Origin of the sequence: Exiguobacterium sp. s26 (genome assembly GCF_018618235.1) — a bacterium.
Taxonomy (GTDB): domain Bacteria; phylum Bacillota; class Bacilli; order Exiguobacteriales; family Exiguobacteriaceae; genus Exiguobacterium; species Exiguobacterium chiriqhucha.
This window is the reverse complement of record NZ_JACSLS010000007.1, coordinates 31,796-54,168: the sequence shown is the minus strand read 5'-3', so window position 1 is coordinate 54,168 and position 22,373 is coordinate 31,796. Positions and strand designations below refer to the sequence as shown.

At 52.2% G+C, this 22,373-nt stretch carries 21 protein-coding genes; 16 read left to right on the top strand and 5 right to left on the bottom strand.

Going from position 1 to position 22,373, the window contains the following annotated elements:
- Positions 1-5: 5 nt before the first annotated feature.
- From KNP82_RS11520 to KNP82_RS11475, 10 genes are all read left to right on the top strand, one after another.
- The gene (locus KNP82_RS11520; RefSeq protein ID WP_029595570.1) at positions 6-752 is read left to right on the top strand and encodes a DeoR/GlpR family DNA-binding transcription regulator; all 747 of its coding nucleotides are present in this window, start codon (positions 6-8) and stop codon (positions 750-752) included.
- A complete protein-coding gene (gene pfkB / locus KNP82_RS11515) occupies positions 749-1,678 on the top strand; it encodes a 1-phosphofructokinase (protein ID WP_214755910.1) in 930 nt (309 codons plus the stop codon). The genes KNP82_RS11520 and pfkB overlap by 4 nt, the downstream gene beginning before the upstream one ends.
- Positions 1,675-3,582, top strand: a complete 1,908-nt coding sequence (locus KNP82_RS11510; RefSeq protein WP_214755911.1) for a PTS fructose transporter subunit IIABC — start codon at positions 1,675-1,677, stop codon at positions 3,580-3,582. The genes pfkB and KNP82_RS11510 overlap by 4 nt, the downstream gene beginning before the upstream one ends.
- A gap of 133 nt (positions 3,583-3,715) precedes the next feature.
- Entirely contained in the window at positions 3,716-4,237 is a 522-nt protein-coding gene (locus KNP82_RS11505; RefSeq protein ID WP_138859476.1) for a GNAT family N-acetyltransferase, read from the top strand.
- Positions 4,238-4,290: 53 nt separating this feature from the next.
- Positions 4,291-4,974 (top strand): alpha/beta fold hydrolase, encoded by a 684-nt coding sequence (locus KNP82_RS11500; protein WP_051627731.1) that lies wholly within the window; start codon positions 4,291-4,293, stop codon positions 4,972-4,974.
- A gap of 206 nt (positions 4,975-5,180) precedes the next feature.
- A complete protein-coding gene (locus KNP82_RS11495; RefSeq protein ID WP_029595565.1) occupies positions 5,181-5,699 on the top strand; it encodes a hypothetical protein in 519 nt (172 codons plus the stop codon).
- Between the two features lie 54 nt (positions 5,700-5,753).
- Positions 5,754-6,614: an SDR family NAD(P)-dependent oxidoreductase gene (locus KNP82_RS11490; protein ID WP_214828075.1), complete on the top strand. Its 861-nt coding sequence runs from the start codon at positions 5,754-5,756 to the stop codon at positions 6,612-6,614.
- A gap of 61 nt (positions 6,615-6,675) precedes the next feature.
- Positions 6,676-8,184, top strand: coding sequence for an AMP-binding protein (locus KNP82_RS11485; protein ID WP_251128731.1), 1,509 nt, complete (start codon positions 6,676-6,678; stop codon positions 8,182-8,184).
- Positions 8,185-8,310: 126 nt separating this feature from the next.
- Positions 8,311-8,778, top strand: coding sequence for an SRPBCC domain-containing protein (locus tag KNP82_RS11480; RefSeq protein WP_214828069.1), 468 nt, complete (start codon positions 8,311-8,313; stop codon positions 8,776-8,778).
- A gap of 172 nt (positions 8,779-8,950) precedes the next feature.
- Positions 8,951-10,930: a methyl-accepting chemotaxis protein gene (locus KNP82_RS11475; RefSeq protein ID WP_251128730.1), complete on the top strand. Its 1,980-nt coding sequence runs from the start codon at positions 8,951-8,953 to the stop codon at positions 10,928-10,930.
- 70 nt (positions 10,931-11,000) lie between these two features.
- On the opposite strand, the gene KNP82_RS11470 is transcribed toward KNP82_RS11475, so the two are convergent.
- Together KNP82_RS11470 and cls are read right to left on the bottom strand one after the other, a co-directional pair.
- The gene (locus KNP82_RS11470; protein WP_214828066.1) at positions 11,001-11,906 is read right to left on the bottom strand and encodes a GGDEF domain-containing protein; all 906 of its coding nucleotides are present in this window, start codon (positions 11,904-11,906) and stop codon (positions 11,001-11,003) included.
- A 231-nt stretch (positions 11,907-12,137) separates the two neighbouring features.
- Complete coding sequence (gene cls, locus KNP82_RS11465) at positions 12,138-13,595, bottom strand: cardiolipin synthase (RefSeq protein WP_214755916.1); 1,458 nt, start codon at positions 13,593-13,595, stop codon at positions 12,138-12,140.
- 95 nt (positions 13,596-13,690) lie between these two features.
- Between cls and KNP82_RS11460 the strand changes: the two genes are divergently transcribed.
- The 4 genes from KNP82_RS11460 to KNP82_RS11445 all read left to right on the top strand — a co-directional run bounded on the left by KNP82_RS11460 (position 13,691) and on the right by KNP82_RS11445 (position 17,021).
- Complete coding sequence (locus tag KNP82_RS11460) at positions 13,691-14,116, top strand: OsmC family protein (protein WP_214755917.1); 426 nt, start codon at positions 13,691-13,693, stop codon at positions 14,114-14,116.
- A 79-nt stretch (positions 14,117-14,195) separates the two neighbouring features.
- Complete coding sequence (locus tag KNP82_RS11455) at positions 14,196-14,684, top strand: GNAT family N-acetyltransferase (RefSeq protein WP_131471164.1); 489 nt, start codon at positions 14,196-14,198, stop codon at positions 14,682-14,684.
- A 59-nt stretch (positions 14,685-14,743) separates the two neighbouring features.
- Positions 14,744-15,742: a Gfo/Idh/MocA family oxidoreductase gene (locus KNP82_RS11450; protein WP_214828062.1), complete on the top strand. Its 999-nt coding sequence runs from the start codon at positions 14,744-14,746 to the stop codon at positions 15,740-15,742.
- A 232-nt stretch (positions 15,743-15,974) separates the two neighbouring features.
- A complete protein-coding gene (locus tag KNP82_RS11445; RefSeq protein ID WP_214755920.1) occupies positions 15,975-17,021 on the top strand; it encodes a lipid II:glycine glycyltransferase FemX in 1,047 nt (348 codons plus the stop codon).
- Between the two features lie 41 nt (positions 17,022-17,062).
- Here KNP82_RS11445 and KNP82_RS11440 read toward each other — a convergent pair whose 3' ends face one another.
- Positions 17,063-18,097 carry a PTS sugar transporter subunit IIC gene (locus KNP82_RS11440; RefSeq protein ID WP_214755921.1) on the bottom strand — a complete coding sequence of 345 codons (1,035 nt, stop codon included), beginning with the start codon at positions 18,095-18,097 and terminating at the stop codon, positions 17,063-17,065.
- 252 nt (positions 18,098-18,349) lie between these two features.
- On the opposite strand from KNP82_RS11440, the gene KNP82_RS11435 reads away from it, so the two are divergent.
- Both KNP82_RS11435 and KNP82_RS15625 read left to right on the top strand, forming a co-directional pair.
- Positions 18,350-21,013, top strand: a complete 2,664-nt coding sequence (locus tag KNP82_RS11435; protein ID WP_214828059.1) for a cation-transporting P-type ATPase — start codon at positions 18,350-18,352, stop codon at positions 21,011-21,013.
- A gap of 56 nt (positions 21,014-21,069) precedes the next feature.
- Entirely contained in the window at positions 21,070-21,204 is a 135-nt protein-coding gene (locus KNP82_RS15625) for a hypothetical protein (protein WP_021067349.1), read from the top strand.
- 72 nt (positions 21,205-21,276) lie between these two features.
- Here KNP82_RS15625 and KNP82_RS11430 read toward each other — a convergent pair whose 3' ends face one another.
- Together KNP82_RS11430 and KNP82_RS11425 are read right to left on the bottom strand one after the other, a co-directional pair.
- Positions 21,277-21,549, bottom strand: coding sequence for a hypothetical protein (locus KNP82_RS11430; RefSeq protein WP_021067350.1), 273 nt, complete (start codon positions 21,547-21,549; stop codon positions 21,277-21,279).
- A 123-nt stretch (positions 21,550-21,672) separates the two neighbouring features.
- Positions 21,673-22,305 carry a hypothetical protein gene (locus tag KNP82_RS11425; protein ID WP_029595552.1) on the bottom strand — a complete coding sequence of 211 codons (633 nt, stop codon included), beginning with the start codon at positions 22,303-22,305 and terminating at the stop codon, positions 21,673-21,675.
- Between the last annotated feature and the right edge of the window lie 68 nt (positions 22,306-22,373).

Below are 22,373 nucleotides of genomic sequence, written 5' to 3'. Positions count from 1 at the left end.
ATATGATGTTAACGAAGCAACGACATCAACTGATTTTGCAACGTCTGTCGGAGCAAAAGATTGTCAAATTGAAAGAATTGGTCGAGTTGACGGCATCGTCGGAGTCGACGATTCGCCGGGATTTGACCGACCTCGAAGCAGAAGGTTATCTCGAACGGGTACACGGCGGCGCAACGCTCGTGGCCCGCTACGAAGAAGAGCCGACGTTCGAGGAGAAACGAGATCAACACGTCGATGAAAAAGTCGCGATCGCACGGAAGGCCGCGACATTCATCGAAGACGGGATGTCCGTCTATCTCGATGCCGGGACGACGACGCAAGCGATGGTTCCTTTTTTAGATGGAAAAGACGTCATCGTCGTGACGAACAGTTTACCGATCGCCAACGACTTGTTCGACCTCGATATCAAGACGTTCGTGATCGGCGGTGAGTTGAAACGGTCGACACAGGCACTCGTCGGCTATAACGCTCGGGAGAGCATGATGAACTATCGGGTCGACCTCGCTTTTCTTGGCATCAATGGCGTCGACCTAGAGGCCGGGTACACGACCCCAGACCCGGAAGAGGCACTCGTCAAAAAAACAGCAATCGAACTGGCTCGCGAGGCGTACATTTTGGCGGACGATTCAAAATTCGGGAAACGTTCGTTCAGTCGGGTGGCTCCGCTCGAAGCGGCTACACTCGTCACATGGAGCGACTCGACAAGCGTCAGTTCAATTCAATCAATTACAAAGGTGGTGAACGCCCAATGATTTACACGTTAACACTGAACCCCTCAATCGATTATTACGTGACGCTCCCTGAAGTCGTCCTCGGTGAAGTCAACCGGATTCAAGAGACGACGCAGCGGGCCGGAGGAAAAGGCATCAACGTCGCGTTCGTCTTACGTGAATATGACGTCGAAACAGTCGCGTTAGGATTCGTCGGCGGCACGACGGGAGACTTCATCAAGAAGGCGCTGACCGACAAAGGCGTCCAAACGGATTTCGTCGAAGTCGATGGTCAGACGCGCATCAACGTCAAAATTCGAGCGCAAGAAGAGACGGAATTGAACGCGAGCGGCCCGGTCATCTCGGACACGGAACTTGAACGGTTGACGCGTCAGTTCGATCACGTTCAACCGGGCGACATCGTTGTCCTCGCCGGAAGCATTCCGGGCAATCTGCCGGATACACTCTACCGCACGCTCGCTGAGACGGTGCGGGCAAACGGTGCCGAGTTCGTCGTCGATACGACGAAGGAAGCGATGCTCGAAGTCCTCTCACTCAAACCGCTCATGATTAAACCGAACCACCATGAACTCGGTGAACTGTTCGATACAGACATCGAGACGTTCGAACAGGCGCTCCCATATGCGGAGCAGTTGGTCAAACGCGGTGCCCAAAACGTCATCGTTTCATTCGCCGGTGACGGTGCGATGCTCGTCAACAGTTCAGGCGCCTATACGGCGAACACACCGAGCGGCAAACTTGTCAACTCGGTCGGCGCAGGCGATTCACTCGTCGCAGGATTCGTCGCCAACATTCTCGACCACGACGCAACCGAAGCGTTCCGCTATGCGGTCACGACCGGCAGCGCGTCTGCATATACGTTCGGGCTGTGCACAAAAGAAGACGTGGACCGCTTGGTCGGCGAAGTCAGCGTCACCCCACTATCTCGATTGGAGGAAACAACATGAATATCACGGACCTTCTTAAAAAGGACACGATTCAACTGAATCTCCGCAGCCGTTCGAAAGCCGAAGTCATCGAAGAACTCGTCGACGTGCTCGACCGCGCTGGCAAACTATCGGACCGTAACGGCTACCGCGACGCCATTCTCGCACGTGAAGCACAAAGTACGACCGGACTCGGTGAAGGGATCGCCATCCCGCACGCGAAGACGAAAGCCGTCAAACAACCGGCCATCGCCTTCGGGCGCTCGGAAGGCATCGATTACGAAGCACTCGACGGCCAAGACAGCCGCTTGTTCTTCATGATCGCCGCCGGAGAGCACGCCAATAACGAACACTTGGAAACACTCTCGAAATTATCTGTCTTCCTTATGGATCCAGCGTTCCAAGAACGTCTCTATGCGGCCACATCAGAAGATGATGTCATCCGGGCCATCGAAGAAAAAGAAGCGGCTGAGGCGGCTCCTGTTGCTTCGAAACCGGTTCAAGCGGATGCACCTTACATCCTTGCTGTCACGGCTTGTCCAACGGGTATCGCGCACACGTACATGGCTGCCGATAGCTTGAAGCAAAAAGCAGAGGCGATGGGAGTTGACATCAAAGTCGAGACGAACGGTTCGACCGGTGTCAAAAACGAATTGACAGCGACCGATATCGCGAAAGCAACTGCCATCATCGTCGCGGCCGATAAAGCCGTCGAGATGGACCGGTTCGCCGGAAAACATGTCATCGAAGTCCCGGTCGCCCAAGGCATCCGGAAGCCGGAAGAGTTGATCAACCGGGCCGTCAAACAAGACGCACCGGTGTATCGAGGAACTGGTTCGTCAGGTGGGACGAAAGAACAGCGCACAGGCATCTATAAGCACTTGATGAGCGGTGTATCCGCGATGCTCCCACTCGTCGTCGCTGGTGGTCTCTTGATCGCCATCAGCTTCTTCTGGGGCATCAACTCGGCAAACCCGGATGACCCGTCATTCAATGAATTTGCGGCACAACTCAACACAATCGGTGGGGCAGCCTTTAGCTTCCTCGTCCCGATTCTTGCCGGTTTCATCGCGATGTCAATCGCCGATCGTCCAGGTCTCGCACCAGGTCTTGTCGCTGGTTTATTAGCCAGTCAAGGTGGCGCCGGATTCCTCGGCGGACTCATCGCTGGTTTCCTTGCCGGATATGTCGTCCTCTTCTTGGTTAAAGCACTTTCTAAACTACCGGCCTCGCTTGAAGGAATTAAACCGGTATTACTCTATCCGTTACTTGGGTCATTTATTTCCGGTATGATCATGTTACTCGTTGTCAATAAACCGATCGCAGCCTTCATGACATGGTTGATGGATGTCATGAACAGCCTGAGCGGCGCCAACGCCATCTTGCTCGGTGTTATCGTCGGTGGAATGATGGCCGTCGATATGGGTGGTCCGATCAACAAAACAGCCTACGTCTTTGGTACAGCTGCACTCACTGCCGGTAACCAAGAAATCATGGCAGCTGTCATGGCCGGTGGGATGGTACCACCGCTTCTCGTCGCATTCGCTTCGACTGTGTTCGCCCGTCAAAAGTTCTCGAAACAAGAACGTGAAGCCGGGAAGACAGCGTATATCATGGGTGCCTCGTTCATCACGGAAGCGGCCATCCCTTTTGCAGCGGCCGACCCGATTCGGGTATTGCCGTCAGCGATTCTCGGATCTGCGATTGCAGGTGGATTGTCCGCCTTCTTCGCGATCCAATTGCCAGCGCCACACGGTGGGATCTTCGTCTTCCCACTCCTTGAAGGAGCTGGAAACGTCGTCATGAGCATGGGACTTTACGCCCTCGCGATTCTCGCCGGAGCCTTGATTGGAGCACTCCTCCTCTCGTTCTTGAAAAAACCATTGACGGAGACGCAAGCTACAACAACGCGTAACGTCGCTTGACCAGTACGACCGTAGGATTTCCTACGGTCGTTTTTTGTCAAATGATTGTCAGTCAAATCTGGAAGAAGTCTGATTTCGATTGGGTGATTTGTGGTAAAATACTTGTAAAACTTACGCTAAGGAGGGGGTACGGATGCTCATACGGAAAGCCGAGCCAAAAGACGCTTACGGGATTGCGCGGGTGAGGGTGAACGGATGGCGCACAACCTATCGGGGAATTGTGCCGGCCGACTTTCTCTTGAAGCTCGGTTCGAACGCAATCGAGTGGTCTGAAAAGGTCCGCAGCGCCCTCGCGAAACGAGAAGTCGAAGGGTTTGTCGCCATCGTCGAAGAGGAAATCGTCGGGTTCGTTCTTTACGGGGAAGAACGGACGGGCGAATATCCGGACCATCCGAATGAGATTTATGCGATTTACATTCTAGAGGACCATCAGCGTAACGGGATTGGTTCGCTATTGCTGGAGCAAGCGATTCAAGCGATGTCGAATCACGGGCTCATCATTTGGGCGCTCGAATTGAACCCTTACCGCACGTTCTATGAGCAACGTGACGGGCAAGTCATCGATGCGAAAGAGCGCTTGTTCGGGGAACTTGCCCTCCGTGAAGTCGCCTACGGATGGACGAAAGGGAATCACGACGCGATTGTCGGAGCATGAACGGACGCGGCCTGAGCGGGTCGCGTCCGTTTTTATGGATAAGGGGGATGACCATGCAAGAACAGACAAGTAAGCTGCCTGGGTTTGACGGGATGGAAATCTCGTATACATTGCTGACGCAAGAGAGGCCTTCGCGACAACTCGCGATTCTACTACCAGGATATCGGTATTCGACCGCTGCCCCGATGTTCCATTTTACGACGAGCTTGCTCTTAGAACGTTCAAGCGATGTTTTGGAAATCAACTACCAGTATTACCGTGACGACTATGCGCACATCGATGACATCGACGCGGTCGTCCGTCACGATGTGAGGACGGTCATCGATCATGTCTTGTCGACACATAAATACGAAGCGTTCATCTTCGTCGGGAAGTCGCTCGGTACCGTCGCGTTAGCCCATGAGTTGACTCGTCCCATATTCCACGAGGCACATGTCATTTGGTTGACGCCGCTCCTTGGACGCGAGGATGTGACAGAGACGATGAGGACGACTCGGGCATCTCAACTCGTCGTCATCGGTGACAAGGACCATTGTTATACGGCGAATCGGGTAGACGCGTTAGCGGCCATCACATCGCTCAAGACGCACCTGCTCATGGGAGTGAACCATGGGCTAGAGCGGGATGCCGGTACGTTCGGTACGATTGAGGTTCTACAGGAAGTCATAGAAGCAATTGATGCGTTTTTGCCGTCTAAGCTGACGACAGTGAGGTCTCCGTTTTTCAAGACGGAGTGATCCGTGATGAAGCGGCGTATCGACACGGGTCTGTTTACATGATAGAAAACCATCAACGCAACGGGGTTGGCCCAATCTGCGCGAAGTCGCCTACGGGTGGACGAAAGGGAATCACAACGCCGTCGTCGGCGCATGCTCGGACACGACTCAACCGTTGTGTCCGTTTTTTAGAGTACCAATATCAAAAGAACAGGCCAGGTGACTAGATGAACATCTATAGCGTAACCAAATATCATCCTGGAACGAGAGGTGAGATTGACGAATGGACAGAAATCTCTGACATCAATCGAACGTTTGACGGAGTCGTCTTCACATTGGAGGAATATCTCCGCATGGAATCGAATTACGTCAAAGCGATTGAGCAAATCATGTTCTATTTAGGCGTAAAGACGTTGACCGTCTCCTATCTAGAGCGACGCGACTATGACTATCGACCTTCTTCGAAACACGCGTTCAATACGCTTTATCCGATCCGGATGAGAGAACTTCGTAAAAAAGTGAAGCCAGGAAAGGTCTTGTCCCGAGACCAAGTCCCGAACATGCTTCGCCTTATGTTCCGTAATACGCTTTACGCCGAGTTAGAGTATAAAGAAAATGAGTCAGATAAACAATACACGTTCAAGGTGTTCTTCGGATACGACTATATGATGGGGGTCCATTCGGTAAAAGATTTGTCGCCGCTTCGAGACGAGCTGTTGCATTTAGATATGTATCTCGAACATTAAGTCAACAGTGATTCCTGATTCAATCACAATATTTTATAAAAAGGTGTTGGCTATATGCATAACTACACGCTGTTGGAGAGGTTTCTATTTTTTTCGCCTTCCTTTCATTTCGAAAAAATGAAACAAGAAGTGGATGGGAAGACGGTCTTGATCACTGGAGCGAGTTCAGGAATCGGCAAGGCGTTCGCCTATCTGTTAGCGGATACGACTGCGCACCTGATTCTAGTGGCCCGCAGCGAAGCAAGCATGAACGCTATGAAAGACGACATTGAACAGGTTTCAGCCCGTGTGACGGTATTCCCGGCAGATTTGAGAAACGAAGAGGAACGAATCGAATTGCTGACATTTCTGCATCAATTGACGAACGGATTAGATGTTGTCGTCAGCAATGCCGGCATCTCCATAAACCGTCCAATTGCCCAGTCGCTGGATCGTTACCATGACTTCACACGTACAATGGCACTTAATTATTTTGCCCCGGTCCAGTTATTGCTATCGCTCATTCCGATGCTTGCCAAGAATAATGGGCAAATCATCAATGTTTCCTCTATCAACGTCTTGTTATTCCCCATACCTTATTGGGCTGCCTACCAGGCGTCTAAAACCGCGTTTGATACGTGGTTGCGCTCGGCGGAGCCGGAACTGAAAGTCAAAAACATATACACCACTTCTATTTACCTACCGCTCGTGAGAACACCCATGATTAAACCGACCATTGCTTATCAGAGTACTTCTGCCATGTCACCGGTTCACGTGGCGGAAATGATTGGACACGCCTTGTATACGAAACGAAAAGTTTATAAACCGTGGTGGCTGATTCTAGGTCAATGGGCTTCAGTTGTGTTCAGATCACCGTTATCATTTCTCGTTCTCAAGTTAGTAAAGAAAAAGGAGCGTGACAGAGACCATGTTTAATTTATTGAACATATTGTCGCAGCTCAATTTTCTTTCCCCATCGAACTTAGGACGTCTTTGCTTGGCAATCCGTCAAAACGGTGTAAACCTGATGCTTCTTTTTTCATTGACGGAAAAGACAGGAGGGCAAAAGATTGCTTTGGTGGATCATCGGGGAACACTCAATTATGAGGAGCTCCAAAAACATTGTGAAAATCTCGCTCACCAATTAGTGGAGAGGTACGGGATTTGTAAAGGCCATAAAGTAGCGTTCTTCTGTAAAAACCACGCGTCGTTCGTGCAAGGCATCTTTGCTGTCTCACGGCTCGGCGCAGATATATATTTGCTCAATTGTTCGATGAGTCAACTACAGTTCGATCGCCTCGTGCAAGAACATCGTTTCGACTTCCTAATTTACGACGAAGAATTTAGTGGATTGATTGAAAAATCTTCATATCAACATGCGAAACTCGTCAGTTATCATGAAACACATGAATCCATCAACAGGTTGTCAACGTCGGTTCCACATCGAAAAGACAAACTGACGGCCTCTTCAAGCGGAAAGGTTGTCTTGTTGACCGGTGGTACAACTGGAAAGCCCAAACAAGTGGTTCACCGCCCATCCTTGTTTAATTTTCTAAATCCGTTTGCGGCTTTACTGAACCGATTGCAGCTGCCAACATACAACACGGCCTATATAGCCACGCCGATTTATCATGGCTACGGGATCGCTGTCCTGTTATCATTTCTGGCTTTAGGAAAGAAAGTTGTCATTCAAGAGAACTTTGATGCGAAAAGCGCATGCGCCCTCATTCGGCAACACCAAGTAGAAGTGGTCACGGTCGTTCCGTTGATGGTCCATAAAATGTTGAAGCACGATCAAGAAGCGCTCGGATCCCTGGCTTGCATTGCGTCTGGAGGTGCAAAACTAAATCCGGTTTTAGTGAGTGAAGTAACCCATCATCTGGGGAACGTCTTATACAACCTATATGGAACGTCGGAAGCCGGCTTGAACATCATTGCGACACCAGAAGATTTAAATGATCATCCAGATACGCTCGGAAAAGCAATTCCGGGAAGCCACTTGCAGGTCTTAATGGATGGAAAAGAAGTTGAACCCGGCAGGATTGGGCAATTTTGTATTCGGAATAAATGGTCCATGAAAAACAGCCAAAACCTTTGGATTCAAACTGGCGATATGGGTTACCGGGACGAGAACGGTAATTATTTTCTATGTGGACGAACAGACGATTTGATCATTTCAGCCGGCAACAATATCTATCCGTCGGAAATCGAAGCTGCTTTGTGCAATCATCCGAGTGTCGAAGACGTCGCTGTCATCGGTGTGGACGATGTCTACGCTGGCAACATTCTGAAGGCATTCGTACAGCTATATGCTGATAATAAAATGACGGAGGAAGCACTTTTGAGCTGGTTACGCACGCGAGTGGCTGCATACCAAATCCCCCGAGAAATCACTTTTGTTGAGAAGTTGCCGTATACACCTGTAGGCAAGTTGGATAGAAGACGAGTTCAAACAATGACTCGTACTGAGGGCAAAGTAATTGAGGATTCGAGTGATAAAAATTGAGTGTCAAATCAAGATACGTTTAGAACGCTCACCGTTTTGACAGAAGTGATGGTAACACTACATCAATTCCTAGAAAACAGGATACAGTCGGATAATTCTCAGCATTCGATGAAGGAGTGATCCGAAATGAATCGACGTATCGATACAGCCACGACACGGATTGAGGCAACACCTTTACGGGTCTATCAAGCATTTCTCAACCCTGATGAGCTCGTCGAGTGGCTACCGCCGGAAGGCATGTCGGCTCGCGCCACCGTGTTCGAGCCTTGGATTGGAGGCACGTACCAGCTCGTTCTTAAGTATGAAGAAACTGATTTCGCCTCCGGCAAAACGACGGACCGGACCGACGTGTCGAACGGCCGTTTTTTGGACCTCGTTCCCGGCCTCAAAATCGTTCAAATCGGAACGTTCGAGTCATCCGACCCGGCCTTTGCTGGTGAGATGATTCAGACGTGGTATTTGGAGGCGCTCGATGGAGGGACGCGCATCACGATCGTCTGTGAGAACGTGCCGCCGGGCATTCAGAAACAAGACCATGATGCCGGACTTCGCTCCACACTCGACAATCTGGCCCGCTATTTGACCAACGACTGAGTCCGTTTGTTCGCTTCCTGCGAACAGACGGTCTTTTTGTGTATGAAAAGGGTTTCAATAATGAAAAATAGAAAAAGGTGATGTTTTTTTGTCTAGGGTGTCAACATCCTCCTCCATCTGACCGATACAAAGGTTAACATAACGAGTTTTTCTCGAGAATGGGAGTTGTTTTATGAGACGAATGAACGACCGAACCATCACCATCAAACAAAAATTGATTACGATGTCGTTGGTGCTATTATTGATTCCTTCTTTATTGATTGGGTTTGTCGCCTACAATCAGGCGAAACAGAAAATCACCGAACAAATTATGCAGTCGGCCCACGCGGGAGTGGAGCGGATGAATGATGAAATCACCAACCTGATTGAACCGATTCAACGCGATGTCGCGTTCTTTGCGGGACGGATTGATTCGTCCCTTTACGAGTCGGGGGCAGAGAACCTCGACTTGGAAGAGAAGTTTCTCGAGTATTTGGAGACGCATCCGAACGTGACGAATATTTACTACGCCTCGACTGGTGGCGAGATGACGATTTATCCGGCGCAAGAGTTACCGGATGATTACGACCCGCGCACGCGTCCTTGGTATGAAGCGGCCGAAGCGGCCGGTGGGAACGTCGTCGTGACGGACCCATATGTCGATGCAGCCTCGAACAAGATGATGATCACGCTGTCGCAGACAGGGACGGATGGTCGCGGGGTGATCGCGGTGGACGTCGACGTTGACGATATCGCAGCCGTCGCGGCGAGCATTCAAATCGGGAAAGAAGGCTACGTGACAATTCTTGATGCGTTACAACAGTTCGTCACCCATCCGACGATGGCGCCTGGGGAAAAAGGGGAAGGCGAATGGATTGAACCGCTCTATGCGGAAAATGCGGGCCGCTTTGCCTATGAGTTCGAGAATGAAGGCAAGCAGATAGATTTCATGACGAACGAGTTGACCGGGTGGAAAATTGCCGGGACGCTGTATGATGAAGAAATCACGGATGAGACGTCTGGAATCTTATGGACGACCGTCGGTGTGATCGGATTGATGCTCGTCTTGGCAGCGGGACTGCTCTACGTCATCTTACGCTCGATTTTGCGCCCGTTGAACCGCTTGACGGTCGGGGCCGAACGAATTCAAGCCGGTGACTTGACCGAAGACATCGTCGTCGAGTCGAATGACGAGGTCGGTCGTGTCGCCGCAAGTTTCAACGAGATGACGCGTTCCTTGCGCGCCATCATCCAAAATCTCGATCAATCAATCGGACAAGTCGCCGCCTCGTCACAGGAACTGATGGCCAACTCGGCGCAGAACACGGCCGCCTCGGAACAAATCGCCGGAGCGGTCCAACAGATGGCCGCCGGAGCGGATGACTCGAAACGTCAACTTGACGATAACGCCGTATCGCTCCAAGCCATCACCGGTGGTATCATGCGCATCGCGGAAAGCTCGACCGACGTGTCAGAGCTGTCACGGGAGACGGCGCTCGAGGCCGAGAACGGAACGACTGCTGTCACGGAAAACGTGGCCCAGATGCAAGCGATCGACTCATCGGTCGAGACGTTCGGGAAAGTCATCTACTCGCTTGCCGAACGGTCAAACGAGATCGGCAATATCGTTGATGTCATCAACGGCATCGCGACCCAGACGAACTTGCTCGCTTTGAACGCTGCGATTGAAGCGGCACGGGCTGGTGAGAACGGGAAAGGCTTCGCCGTCGTGGCGAGCGAAGTACGGAAACTCGCCGAACAATCGCAACAGTCGACGAAACAGATTTCCGAGTTGATTGACAATATCAAACAAGAGACGGAACGTTCGGTCCAGTTGATGAAAGAAGTGTCGGCTCATACGAAAGCCGGGCTCGAGACGACGGAAAACACGGCCAAGCGTTTCCAAACGATTATGACCCAGACGCAGGCGATCACGCCGCGAATCGAGGACGTGACGGCGACGGTTGAAGAGATTGCCGCCAACGTCGAAGAAGTCTCGGCCGCAGCGACGCAAATCGCCCATATCGCCGATGAGAACTCGGTCGCCTCGAAGCAAGTGGCGGCGACGACGGAGGACCAACTCGGTTCGATGGAAGAGATTGCGCAATCCGCGAAGTCACTTGCGGATATGGCAGAAGAGTTGCAGGAGCTTGTATCACGCTTCAACGTATAATGAAAAAAGGGATGATGATCTGTTCGAGGCAGATCATCATCCCTTTTTTGTTATTTATACATATGCTTCACTAACGTTTGCTCGACACTTGATTGCGGCCCCGGTTCTTGGCGACGTAAAGTGCCTCGTCCGCGTCTTGGAGCGCCTGTTCGACCGTCTTTCCGCCCTCGAGCGAACTGACGCCGAACGAGCACGTGACGCGCGGGACGGGACCGAACGGCTCGGCGTTAATCTTTTGCCGGAGCTTGTCGGCGAGCTGGACGCCGTCGGCGAGTGTCGACCGGGGGGCGACGATTAAAAACTCTTCACCGCCCCAACGTCCGATAGAGTCCGACTTGCGGATGTTGCGCCTGAGCAATTGGGCGATCGAGCGCAAGACGAGGTCACCGGTCGGGTGCCCGAACGTGTCGTTGACGAGTTTGAAATAGTCGATGTCGAGCATGATGACGGCGGCGGGTGCCCGTTTGTCGACCGTCTCTTGGGCCGTCGTCGAGAGGACGTCTCCGACTTTCTTCCGGTTATACAGCTCTGTCAACGGGTCGAGCGACGACAAGTGCTCCATCCGCTCTTCATAGCGACGTTGTTCCGTCGCGTCTTCTAAAATACCGACACCGCCGTCGAGTTTTCCATCTGCTGAAAAACTCGGGGACATCGTCGTCCGGATGAAGCGAGGTTGCCGCTCCGGCGCCTTATACCAGCCAGCCATGCGAATTGTCTCCCCGTTTAAGACGTTCCGGATGGCGCCCAAGAAGTCGAACGAGGAAGAGCTACATCGCTCGAATATTAGATTCGAGGTTGGAAGTATCCCAAGTAAATGGACAAATGATTCATTGTAGCTCACGATTTGGCCGTGCCGATCGAAGGCGAACAGGCCGATTGGAAGCTGGTCCCATGAGGAAGGATCGGGTTTCGTGGTGTGCGTGTCATGATGAGTCCGTTCTTGATCAGCCATTGTATGACATATGCGTGAACGCATACTTCCTCCTTTCCTAACCGTAGCGGTAGTGTAGGACGTTCGTACTGATACTTTATACCCTAAATTGGGAAAGAACTAGCGATTATTCTTTTAAAAGCTAACAAAATTTAGAATATGACGAGAAACCGTCACAGCTTGTTGTGAGGTAAACGTTCACCTTCGACCCAACAAAATCGCCCCGTCATGTCGATGGCTAATCCGACATAACAGGGCGACTACAATAAATGGAGGTTATAAGATCGGACTGAGCAATCGTGACACGCCTTCGCGCATTCGGACGGTCCATTTCCGGGCTGAATAATCGTCAATCGTGTACTTCCGGCTGACGGCGACGTCTGACTCGAACAATGAGGCGAGTTCGAGCGCGACCCGCTCGTCATAGATGACGGCGTTCACTTCGAAGTTCAAGCGGAAGCTGCGGGCATCCAAGTTCGTCGTCCCGACGGTTGAAATCTCATCATCGACGACGAGCGTCTTGGCGTGCAGGAAACCTTCCCCGTACATATACACGTTCGCCCCATAGTCGAGCAGTTCGCCGAGGAATGACAGTGACGCCCACATGACGAACGGATGGTCGGGCTTGCCGGGAATCATGATGTCCATCTTGACACCGGACAGGAGCGCCATCTTACAGGCGTCCATGAAACTCGTATCCGGGATGAAGTAAGGCGTCTGAATGATGACGCGCTCCTTCGCCGACATAATCATTTTAATCATCATGTTTTTCAAATGTTCCGTGTCTGAGTTCGGACCGCTCGTCACGATTTGCATCGGCGACATATCCTTGATGTCATGGCGGGCGAAACAGAACGAGTTCTCCGGGTCATGATGTTTGCTGCCGGAATAGTTCCAATCGAGGATGAACCGGTGTTGCAAATGGTAGACGACGTCTCCCTCGACTCGAAGGTGCGTATCGCGCCAGTAACCAAACTTCTCGACGAGGCCGAGGTATTCGGTCCCGACGTTGAAGCCGCCGACGTAACCGATTTTACCGTCGATGATGACGACTTTCCGGTGGTTCCGGTTGTTCAACTTAAAGTTGATTAAACCGAGCGTCGGCGGGAAGAAGACACGCACCTCGCCGTTATGGGCAATCAACTCTTTGAAGTCGGAGTTGCGGAGGCTGCGCGAACCGACCGCGTCATAGAGGAGCCGCACTTTGACGCCTGCCTTGGCTCGTTCAATCAGTTCATGGATCAATGCCTTTCCGAGCGCATCCCGTTGGATGATATAGTACTGGATGTTGATTTCCGTCTCGGCGCTCCGAATATCGTCCATGAGCGCTTTGAACTTTTGTTCCCCGTCGTGCATGATGGCAGATTTGTTGTGGACACTAATCAAAGATTTTGAGGAGCGTAAGTTCATCTCGAGCAGTTGCTCGTACTTCTCGAATAACGGTTGAGCAATCATCGTCTCTTTCCGGCGAATCTGCTCGATTTGACTGTCGACTTGAAGGGCGTGGAACGAGCGCTCTTCGACGCTCAAGTTGAAGAAGTTATCTTTCTTTAACTGACGTCCGAGAAACATGTAGACGATGAACCCTAGGATTGGTAAGAAAAATAAAACGAGCAGCCATGCCCACGTCGCCCCGACGTCACGGCGCTCCGCGAATATGACGGCTAATGCGAACAATAAATTCAATCCGAGGACGATATACAGTCCCCAACTAATAATGACCGACCAATCCATGCGACCAACTCCCTAAACGACAATTTCACTGCATAGATTAATAATACCTCATTCAAGGGAATAGTAAGCTATCGAAACATAAGGAGGAGACAGAGATGCATTTACAAGTGAATTGGAAACAAGGGATGGCGTTCCAGACGACGACGCCGTCGGGGCATGATGTGACGCTCGACGCCGGGGAGGAAGTCGGTGGTCTCAACACCGGTCCACGGCCGACCGAGATGCTCCTGCAGGCGACGGCGGCCTGTACAGGCATCGATATCGTCTCGATTCTGCATAAGATGCGTTTGCCGCTCGAGCGGTTCGAGATGAAAATCGACGGCGTCCGGGCGACGGAACATCCGAAGAAGTTCACAGCGATTCATATCTTGTACGTCCTTGACGGGGATATGCCGGAAGAACGGGTCCGCCGTGCCATCGAGTTGTCGGTCGACCGCTATTGTTCCGTATCGCACAGTCTGAACGCGACGATGACGTACAGCTATCAATTGAACGGCGGCGAGGTCGTCCCGTTCACATGATGTGAGCAAGATGGTTGAAAAGAGTCGAAATGGTCCGTTATATTTGTATTTCAAATACTGCAATACAAAGGAGGACGTTATGATTCGACTCGCGACGAAACGCGATGCCAAGCACATCGCGGACCTAATCGAACAACGAGCCGTAGCGCTAAAACAACAAGGTAGCGATCAATGGACGGAATATTTGGAGCAAGACCTCATGGATCGGGTGCAGACGGACATCTCCTCGGGACACGTCTACGTGTACGAGCAAGACGAATCGGTATTGGCCTCGATCGCCTTACTTCCGGCAGATGACTGGGACCACAATTTATGGGAAGATGGCGAACGCGGTCAATACATCCATCGGATCGTCGTCAGCGAACGATTGAAAGGCAGAGGCGTCGGTCAGCAACTGATGGAGCACGTCTTGCGTGAGGCCGACACACATGAACCGATTCGGCTCGACTGTGTGGCTGACAATGCGTTCTTGAATAGTTATTATCCACGGTTTGGCTTCGTCTTCGTGGACTCACGGGACGGATACAACACGTTCGAATACGATATGGATGAGAGTGTCAGTGCATAAGGGGTCAACCAACCCCTTTTTTTGATATACTGAGAAGCGAATTGATGGGAGGAAACAAGATGATCAACACAATACTTGTCGGTTTCGGTTTTTCCGCGACGACATTCCATTTACCATTTTTACAGGAGCTCGATGACTTCCATATTGCCGGTATCGTCTCATCACGCCCGGAAGACGTACGAGCCGTCCTCGGCGACGTAATGGTTTATGCGACGCTAGACGATGCACTTGCGACAGAGGCCTCGTTGTTCGTCATCACGACGCCATCCCATTTACATAAAGACATGGTCGAACGGTGCCTGATAGCAGGGAAAGACGTGCTCGTCGAGAAGCCGGCGTTCGTGACGACAGAGGAAGGGGAGGCGTTGATCGCGCTCGAACAGGCAAGTGAGGGAATCGTCAACGTCTTCCATAATCGGCGGACGGACGGAGACTTCTTGACGGTCAAACGATTGCTCGAAGACCAACGCCTCGGCGATTGGAAAGTGCTTGAGTCCCGGTTCGACCGGTTCCGTCCGATCGTCCGTGACCGTTGGCGCGAGAACGCGGGGCCGGGCGCCGGAATTTTATTCGACCTCGGCAGTCATTTGATCGACCAAGCACTCGTCTTGTTCGGGGCACCGGACAAGGTATCGGCCGATGTCATGGTACAACGTGACGGGGGTCAGTCCGATGATGGTTTCCATGTGACGTTGCATTATGGAGAGAAGCGGGTCTATCTTCGCTCGAACCCGTTCATCGCCATCGAGGCGCCGCGGTTCGAAGTGCACGGGACGGAAGGCAGCTTCCTCAAATTCGGGCTCGATCCACAGGAGGCGTGTCTCCGGAACGGAGAGGTCAGATGCCCCGACCGTGAGACCGGAGCGGTCGTCACGGATTCGGAAACGACGATTGACATCGAACCGGGCGGCTATGTGACATTCTATCAAGCGCTCTCGGATAGCTATACGACGCGACGTCCGCTCGTCCCACTTGATGACGCGCTTTTGACAACACGCGTCATCGAGACGGCCCGTGAGTCGTCCCGTTCCCAACGTGTCCTCGACTTCAACTCATAATTTTGTAGGACGACCTGCCGTGTTCGGCACGGTCGTCTTTTTCCGTAATTTAAAAAGAAATCATGATGATTTTATTGTGAATGAACAAACTCGCTTCATGTTTGTTAACAACAAAAAGCTATCCGTCTTTTTCAAATAGTCAGCGGTGAATGGGAACAAGACATTAGGAAACGACTTTAGACTGTCCTGTCACGCTTCGAACCAATGACGAACTTTAGGAAGAGGGGAACGGATGATGTTCAATCAAATCGTGAAACACCGTTGGGAGTGGGAGAACTGGTTGCGGGAGGTCAACTGTGATTCGTATGACCATTACGACTATGTGTTGGCCAACTGTGAACCCGGCGAGCAGCCTGAGTTGTATATCGCGGCCAAGGATGATGGGATTTTGCTGTACCCGTATATCCGTCGTCCAATCGCACATCGCCATGATGACCTCGTGACGGCGTACGGTTACGGCGGCCCGTTCCGTGAAGGCAACTTCACGAACGAGGACGTCAAGGAGGCGCGCCGACTCTTTCTGCAGCGTCCCGAGAATCAAGCGACCGTCACCGAGACGATTCGTTATCACCCTTGTCGCATCGATCCGGACTTGATGCATGCGTTCGGGCAAGCCGTCCCGATTCGGCAGACGGTCCACGTCCGACTTGATGATTCGTTCGAACAGCTTGAGCAACGTTTCAGCAAGATGACGAAACGGAACGTGAAGCGAGCTGTACGTGAACAGGTGACGGTCGCTCGTGGGCAGTCGAATGAACTGTGTGAGTTCATTCGACTGTATCGGGCCACGATGGACCGGCGTGCTGCGAACGACATCTATTACTTCCCGGACCGATACTTCGAGGACCTATGGAACAGCGATACGTGTGAGACGGAATTATTGTTTGCCGTCCATGAAGGCGTCATCGTGGCGGGCGTGTTCATGTTGTTCGGGGACGACGGGGCCCACTATCATCTCGGCGGATCGGATGCGGATTACTTGGCACTCCGACCGAACCACTTCTTGTTCCGGGAGATGATTCGTCGCGCGATCGAGAAAGAGAAGACATACGTGCATCTTGGTGGCGGTGCGACCGGGGAAGATGCGCTCTTCGATTTCAAGCAGAGCTTCTCCGGTGATGAGCCGCTCACGTATTACATCGGTCAAGCCGTGCTCGACGAGGTGGTCTATCATCGGTTGAACCAAGACCATTTGCTTCGCTACGGGCCATCTGATTTCTTTCCGCTCTATCGGACACCGGTCGCAGAGACGGTCACCGAGGTGCAAGCGGAACGATAACAAAAAGGTTCTCACTCGAGATGGAGTGAGAACCTTTCATATTAAGCGGCATCTTCGTCCGAAGCGGCCATTTTTTCAGTTTGGCGCGTGATTGGGAAGTTACGGAACAGTTTACTGCCGACGAGTCCGGCAACGATTCCGACACCGAACAAGATGAGCGCCGTCACCGTCACGGTCTGCCAATCATTGAAGCCGTACATGACGAGCAAGCCCGGAATCCCGGCAGCGGAACCTGGGGCATCGTTCACCATCCCGGTCATGGCGACGATGAGTCCGGCAATCGCACCGCCGACAAAGTTGACGCTATAGATGGGAATCGGGTTCGCCGAGATGAGGTCGGCTTGCGTGAGCGGTTCGATCGCGACCGATAGTTGGTCTTTCTTCGTTCCTATGTCCAACCGTTTGAACAGCAAAAAGTTCATCGAGATCGACGCCGTCAAGGCGAGGGCAGCGATGGCCATCGGTACGCCTGTCAAACCGAGCATCGCCGTGAGTGCCATCGAGCTAAGTGGCGACGTCGAGACGACCGTGACGATGCCACCAAGGACAAGTCCCATCACGACCGGATTCTGTGTCGCGGCGAGTTCGATGACCGCACCGATTTGTGTCAGCGTGTTCGTGACGAGCGGGTCGACGCCAGTCGCCACGAGACGGGCGAGCGGAGCCATGATGATGACGTAAAAAATCATATCGACACCAGCCGGCAAGTGCCGGTCCAATTTGCGACCGGCGAGTGCGAGGATATAGCCGGCGAAAAAGCCGGGAAGAATCCCGAAGCCCGCGACCGATAGTCCGAGCATGAGCGCGTAGACCGGATTGATGCCGAGGGCGATTGATACGAGCGCGGCTGCGGCAGGGCCTGATAGCGAACCGGCTGCTTGTCCGACTTCTTCATATAAAGGAAGCGGGAGCAGACCGCCGATGGCGTAGGCGTTGAACGCCTCGACCAAGAAACTGGCGATGGCGGCACCAGCGAGGGCACCCATCGCTTTCATCCCGAACGGGGCTTTGTAGCTGAATAATGTGAATAGGGCGAGAATCAACAGTAAAAGTGCGATCCCTTGAATAATGACCATACGGTGTACCTCTTTCTCTCTGTTGTATATTTCCTCTATAGTTAACCATTCGAACGGTTCTGTAAAGCCATTTCATCCATCTGACACGACTTTTTTATATGGTAGCGTTTCCAACTCAAGAATTGGAAAATTGTGAACGGAATCGGCTGTAAAATTTACGAAAAAACAAGCTCAGATGTGTCAGTACGGTCCGGAGTGGGAAGAGAAAGGGGAACGACTTTTCATACTAGGAATGATCAAGGAGGAGTAGAGATGCAGATGGAGACAAAAAATTGGCACGCACTCGAACCGGATGTGGTAAAGAGTTCGCTCGAGACAGACACATCCAGCGGTCTGTCGAAAGGGGAAGTGTCAAGTCGACAGGAACAGTACGGGAAAAACGTGCTGCCCGAGAAAGAGAAGACACCTGAAATTATAAAATTTTTGCGTCAATTCAATGATATTCTTGTCTTTGTCTTGCTTGGTGCCGCTGTCGTCACCGGCTTTTTAGGGGAGTACATCGATACGATCGTCATCGTGCTCGTCGTGACGATTATCGCGGTCGTCGGTTACCTCCAAGAGAACAAGGCCGAGCAAGCGTTAGAAGGCATCAAAAAGTTACTCGAGACGAAAGCGAGCGTCATCCGTGACGGCAAGCAGAGCCAAGTCGACTCGAGCGACCTCGTCGTCGGGGACATCTTGGTCCTTGCCGCCGGGGACAAGGTCCCGGCTGACGCCCGTGTCATCCAAGCGGAGAAGTTCAAAGTCGAGGAATCGGCATTGACGGGCGAAGCGACGACGGTCGAAAAGAAAATTCAAGTCGTCCCGGAAGACGCCGTCCTCGGTGATCGCAAGAACATGATTTATTCGGGTACGAGCGTGGCGACAGGAAGTGCGAAAGCAATCGTCACGTCCATCGGAGAAGGCACGGAGCTCGGCCAAATCAACGCCTCGATTGCTGAAGTCGAGACGGTGAAGACGCCGCTCATTCGCCAGACGACGAAGTTTGGTCAGACGGTATCGATTGCCATCCTCGTCATCTCGGTCGTCATTTACGCGTTCGGTTACTTCGTCCGCGATTTCGACCCGATTGAGTTGATGTTGACGACAATCGGTCTCGCCGTCGCCGCGATTCCAGAAGGGTTACCGGCCGTTATCTCGATCATCCTCGCGCTCGGTGTCCGGAACATGGCTGAGAAAAAAGCCATCGTCCGCAGCCTACCATCGGTCGAGACGCTCGGCGCCGTATCGGTCATCTGTACCGATAAGACCGGGACATTGACGAAAAACGAGATGACCGTCAAACAAGTCGTCACGGCCAAACACGACATCGAAGTGTCAGGGAGCGGTTATGAGCCGGACGGTGATTTGGAATTGAACGGTCAACCGTTCGATTTGGATGATGACGAGTCGATGATCGATTTGTTAACGGTCGGGAAAACGTGTAATGACGCTCAGTTGTACGAAGAAGGCGGCGAATGGGTCGTCAATGGTGACCCGACGGAAGCATGCTTGCTCACGCTCGCCGAAAAGGCGGAGCGGCCGATCGAACGTTTGGACGTCATCTCGAAGATTCCATTCGATTCGGAGTACAAATATATGGCGACGCTCGTCGATTATAAGGGCGAGCGCATGATTTTCATCAAAGGGGCGCCGGACCGCCTGTTCGATATGGCGGAAGACACGGAATTTGACCGCGCCTATTGGGATGAGAAACGAAAAGAGATTGCCGACCGCGGACAACGCGTGCTCGGCGGCGGCTTCAAGCGCGTCGACGTCTCGAAAGAGACGGTCGACCACGAAGACGTCGAGAACGGCATCACGTTCCTCGGCCTATACGGTATCGTCGATCCGCCACGTCAAGAAGCAATCGAAGCGGTCGCGGCTTGTCGTGACGCTGGGATCCGTATCAAGATGATCACCGGCGACCATAAAGACACGGCCGTCGCCATCGCGCGAGAACTCGGCATGGAAGTCGAAGGTGCCCTCGAAGGGAAAGAATTGACGAACATGTCCGACGAAGAAATCAAAGAGGCGTCGGTTCACAATGACGTCTTCGCCCGGACGAGCCCGAACGATAAACTTCGTCTCGTCAAAGGGTTGCAACAGAACGGCTTAATCACGTCGATGACCGGAGACGGCGTCAATGACGCACCGGCCTTGAAACGGGCCGACATCGGGGTCGCGATGGGGATTAAAGGAACGGAAGTCGCGAAAGAGGCCTCGCAGATGGTCCTCGTCGATGACAACTTCAAGACGATTTACAACGCCGTCCGTGAAGGACGCCGTGTCTACGATAACTTGAAGAAGACGATTTTGTTCTTGCTCCCGACAAACGGTGGACAAGCACTTCTCGTCGCCATGAGTATCTTGCTTGGCGCAGCGGCACCACTCAGCCCGGTTCAAATCCTCTGGGTCAACATGGTCGTCGCCATCACGCTCTCACTCGCCATTGCGTTCGAGCCGCTCGAAGAAAGCACGATGAAACGGCCGCCGCGCCCTGCGAACGTACCGTTGTTAAGTCGCTACTACGTCTTCCGCATCACGTTCGTCTCGATTTTAATCGGGGGCGGTAGTTTAATTATCAACTATATGCTCGGTGATTTCGATTACTCGACCGATAAGTTGCAGACGATCACGCTCAATACGATCGTCATGGCGCAACTGTTCCACTTGTTCAACTGTCGGACCGAGCTCGCGCCAGCGTTCAACCGTCACTTCTTCGACAATAAAATCGCCTTTGTCGTCTCGGCACTACTGATCGGGCTCCAGTTGTTCATCACCTACGTCCCGTTCATGCATACGTTGTTCGGTACGGCACCGCTCGAGCTGCAAGACTGGATTTATCCGGTCGCGTTCGGTCTCATCGTCTTTGTCATCGTCGAAATCGAGAAAGCCATCTCACGTCGTGTCATCGGTAACAAAGACATACACTAATGTTTTAGTGAAGACGGAATGTGGAATTAATGCATTATGCAGAGGAGGGATGCTCAATGAAACGTGATGAATCACAACCTGGGGTACACCCAGATCCAGTCCCGGATGAAGAGTCAGATCCGGCCACTAAACCGGCACCGACCCAACATCCAGATCCAGACCCGGAACAGGACAATGACGACTCAAACTAAGGACGCCGATGCTTGATCGGCGATTCATACAAAAAGGGATTTCCGATCAATGTCGGAAATCCCTTTTTGCTGTTATTTCTTCGGTGCCGGGCTGCGATACTCGGTCATCTTGTCGAATTCTTTCTCATTGAAATACTCGACGACGACGAAATCGCCGACCGGGCATTCCCAACGGTCTTTGGCGATTTGACACTCTTTCAGTGTCACTTTCTGGTCGTACATATCAAGCTCGAGCGTGTCCTTCAAAAACTGATCGACTTGTTTGTCGTTAATTTTGAAGTATTCGCTCAAGATGATGTCTTCGCCTCTGTCGTTCGTATGCGTCATCACTTTAAAAAATCTCATTGGTGTACCTTCTTTCGTCTGTAAGCTGAATTCTCAGTATAAAGGAGCTGGCCTGATTTGGGAACCGTCATCCCGGTTTCCATAGAGATGCCCCTTCCGTGTTGAATGTGAAAGGGGCTCGTCTCATTTTAATTTGTGGCGGTTCGGTGGTGCCTCGTTGAACGGTTGTTTATGGCGAATGATTAGCCAGAACAACAAACCGAACAAGGGGATATAAGGCAGAGGCCACAAACTCATCTTGTAGCGCTTGGCATCCCGATTCATCAACGTGATTTGGATGAAGGCGAGCAAGAAGAAATCGACCGTCATCGTCCGGACGAACTGGTTCTGTTCGACGTAAGACCAATACTCGGCCACGTTCCCGGTCGTTGAGGCGGCGATGAACAAGCCGATCGTGACGAGCAAGAGCAGCACCCCGAGCAGTCGCGTCGGGAGCGGCTTAATCGGTGTCGGATAAGGCGACTGCCGCGCGAACGCCAAGTACGGGGCGATGATGAAGCCGCCGACGACGAAACCGGTCGCTGCCGGTAAGAGCGGGTTCGGGCGCAACTGGTTCACCTCGGACCAAAGAAGCGGGAACAAGGCGAGCGGATAGACGCCTAGGATGCTGAAAAGGGAAAGCGAATATCCTTCATAGGCGTCCGTGTTATACGTGATGAAATCGAGCAAAAACCGGCTCGAGAACGGTTCATTCGGGCCGAGGAGCGCGATCGCGATCGCGGCGGCCCACGGAATGAGTAAAAACTTTCTAGTCATGCCCTACACCTCGAGTCTGTCTCTGTTTCCATTAGTATACCCCGGAATCAAGCGAACAAAAAATGAGA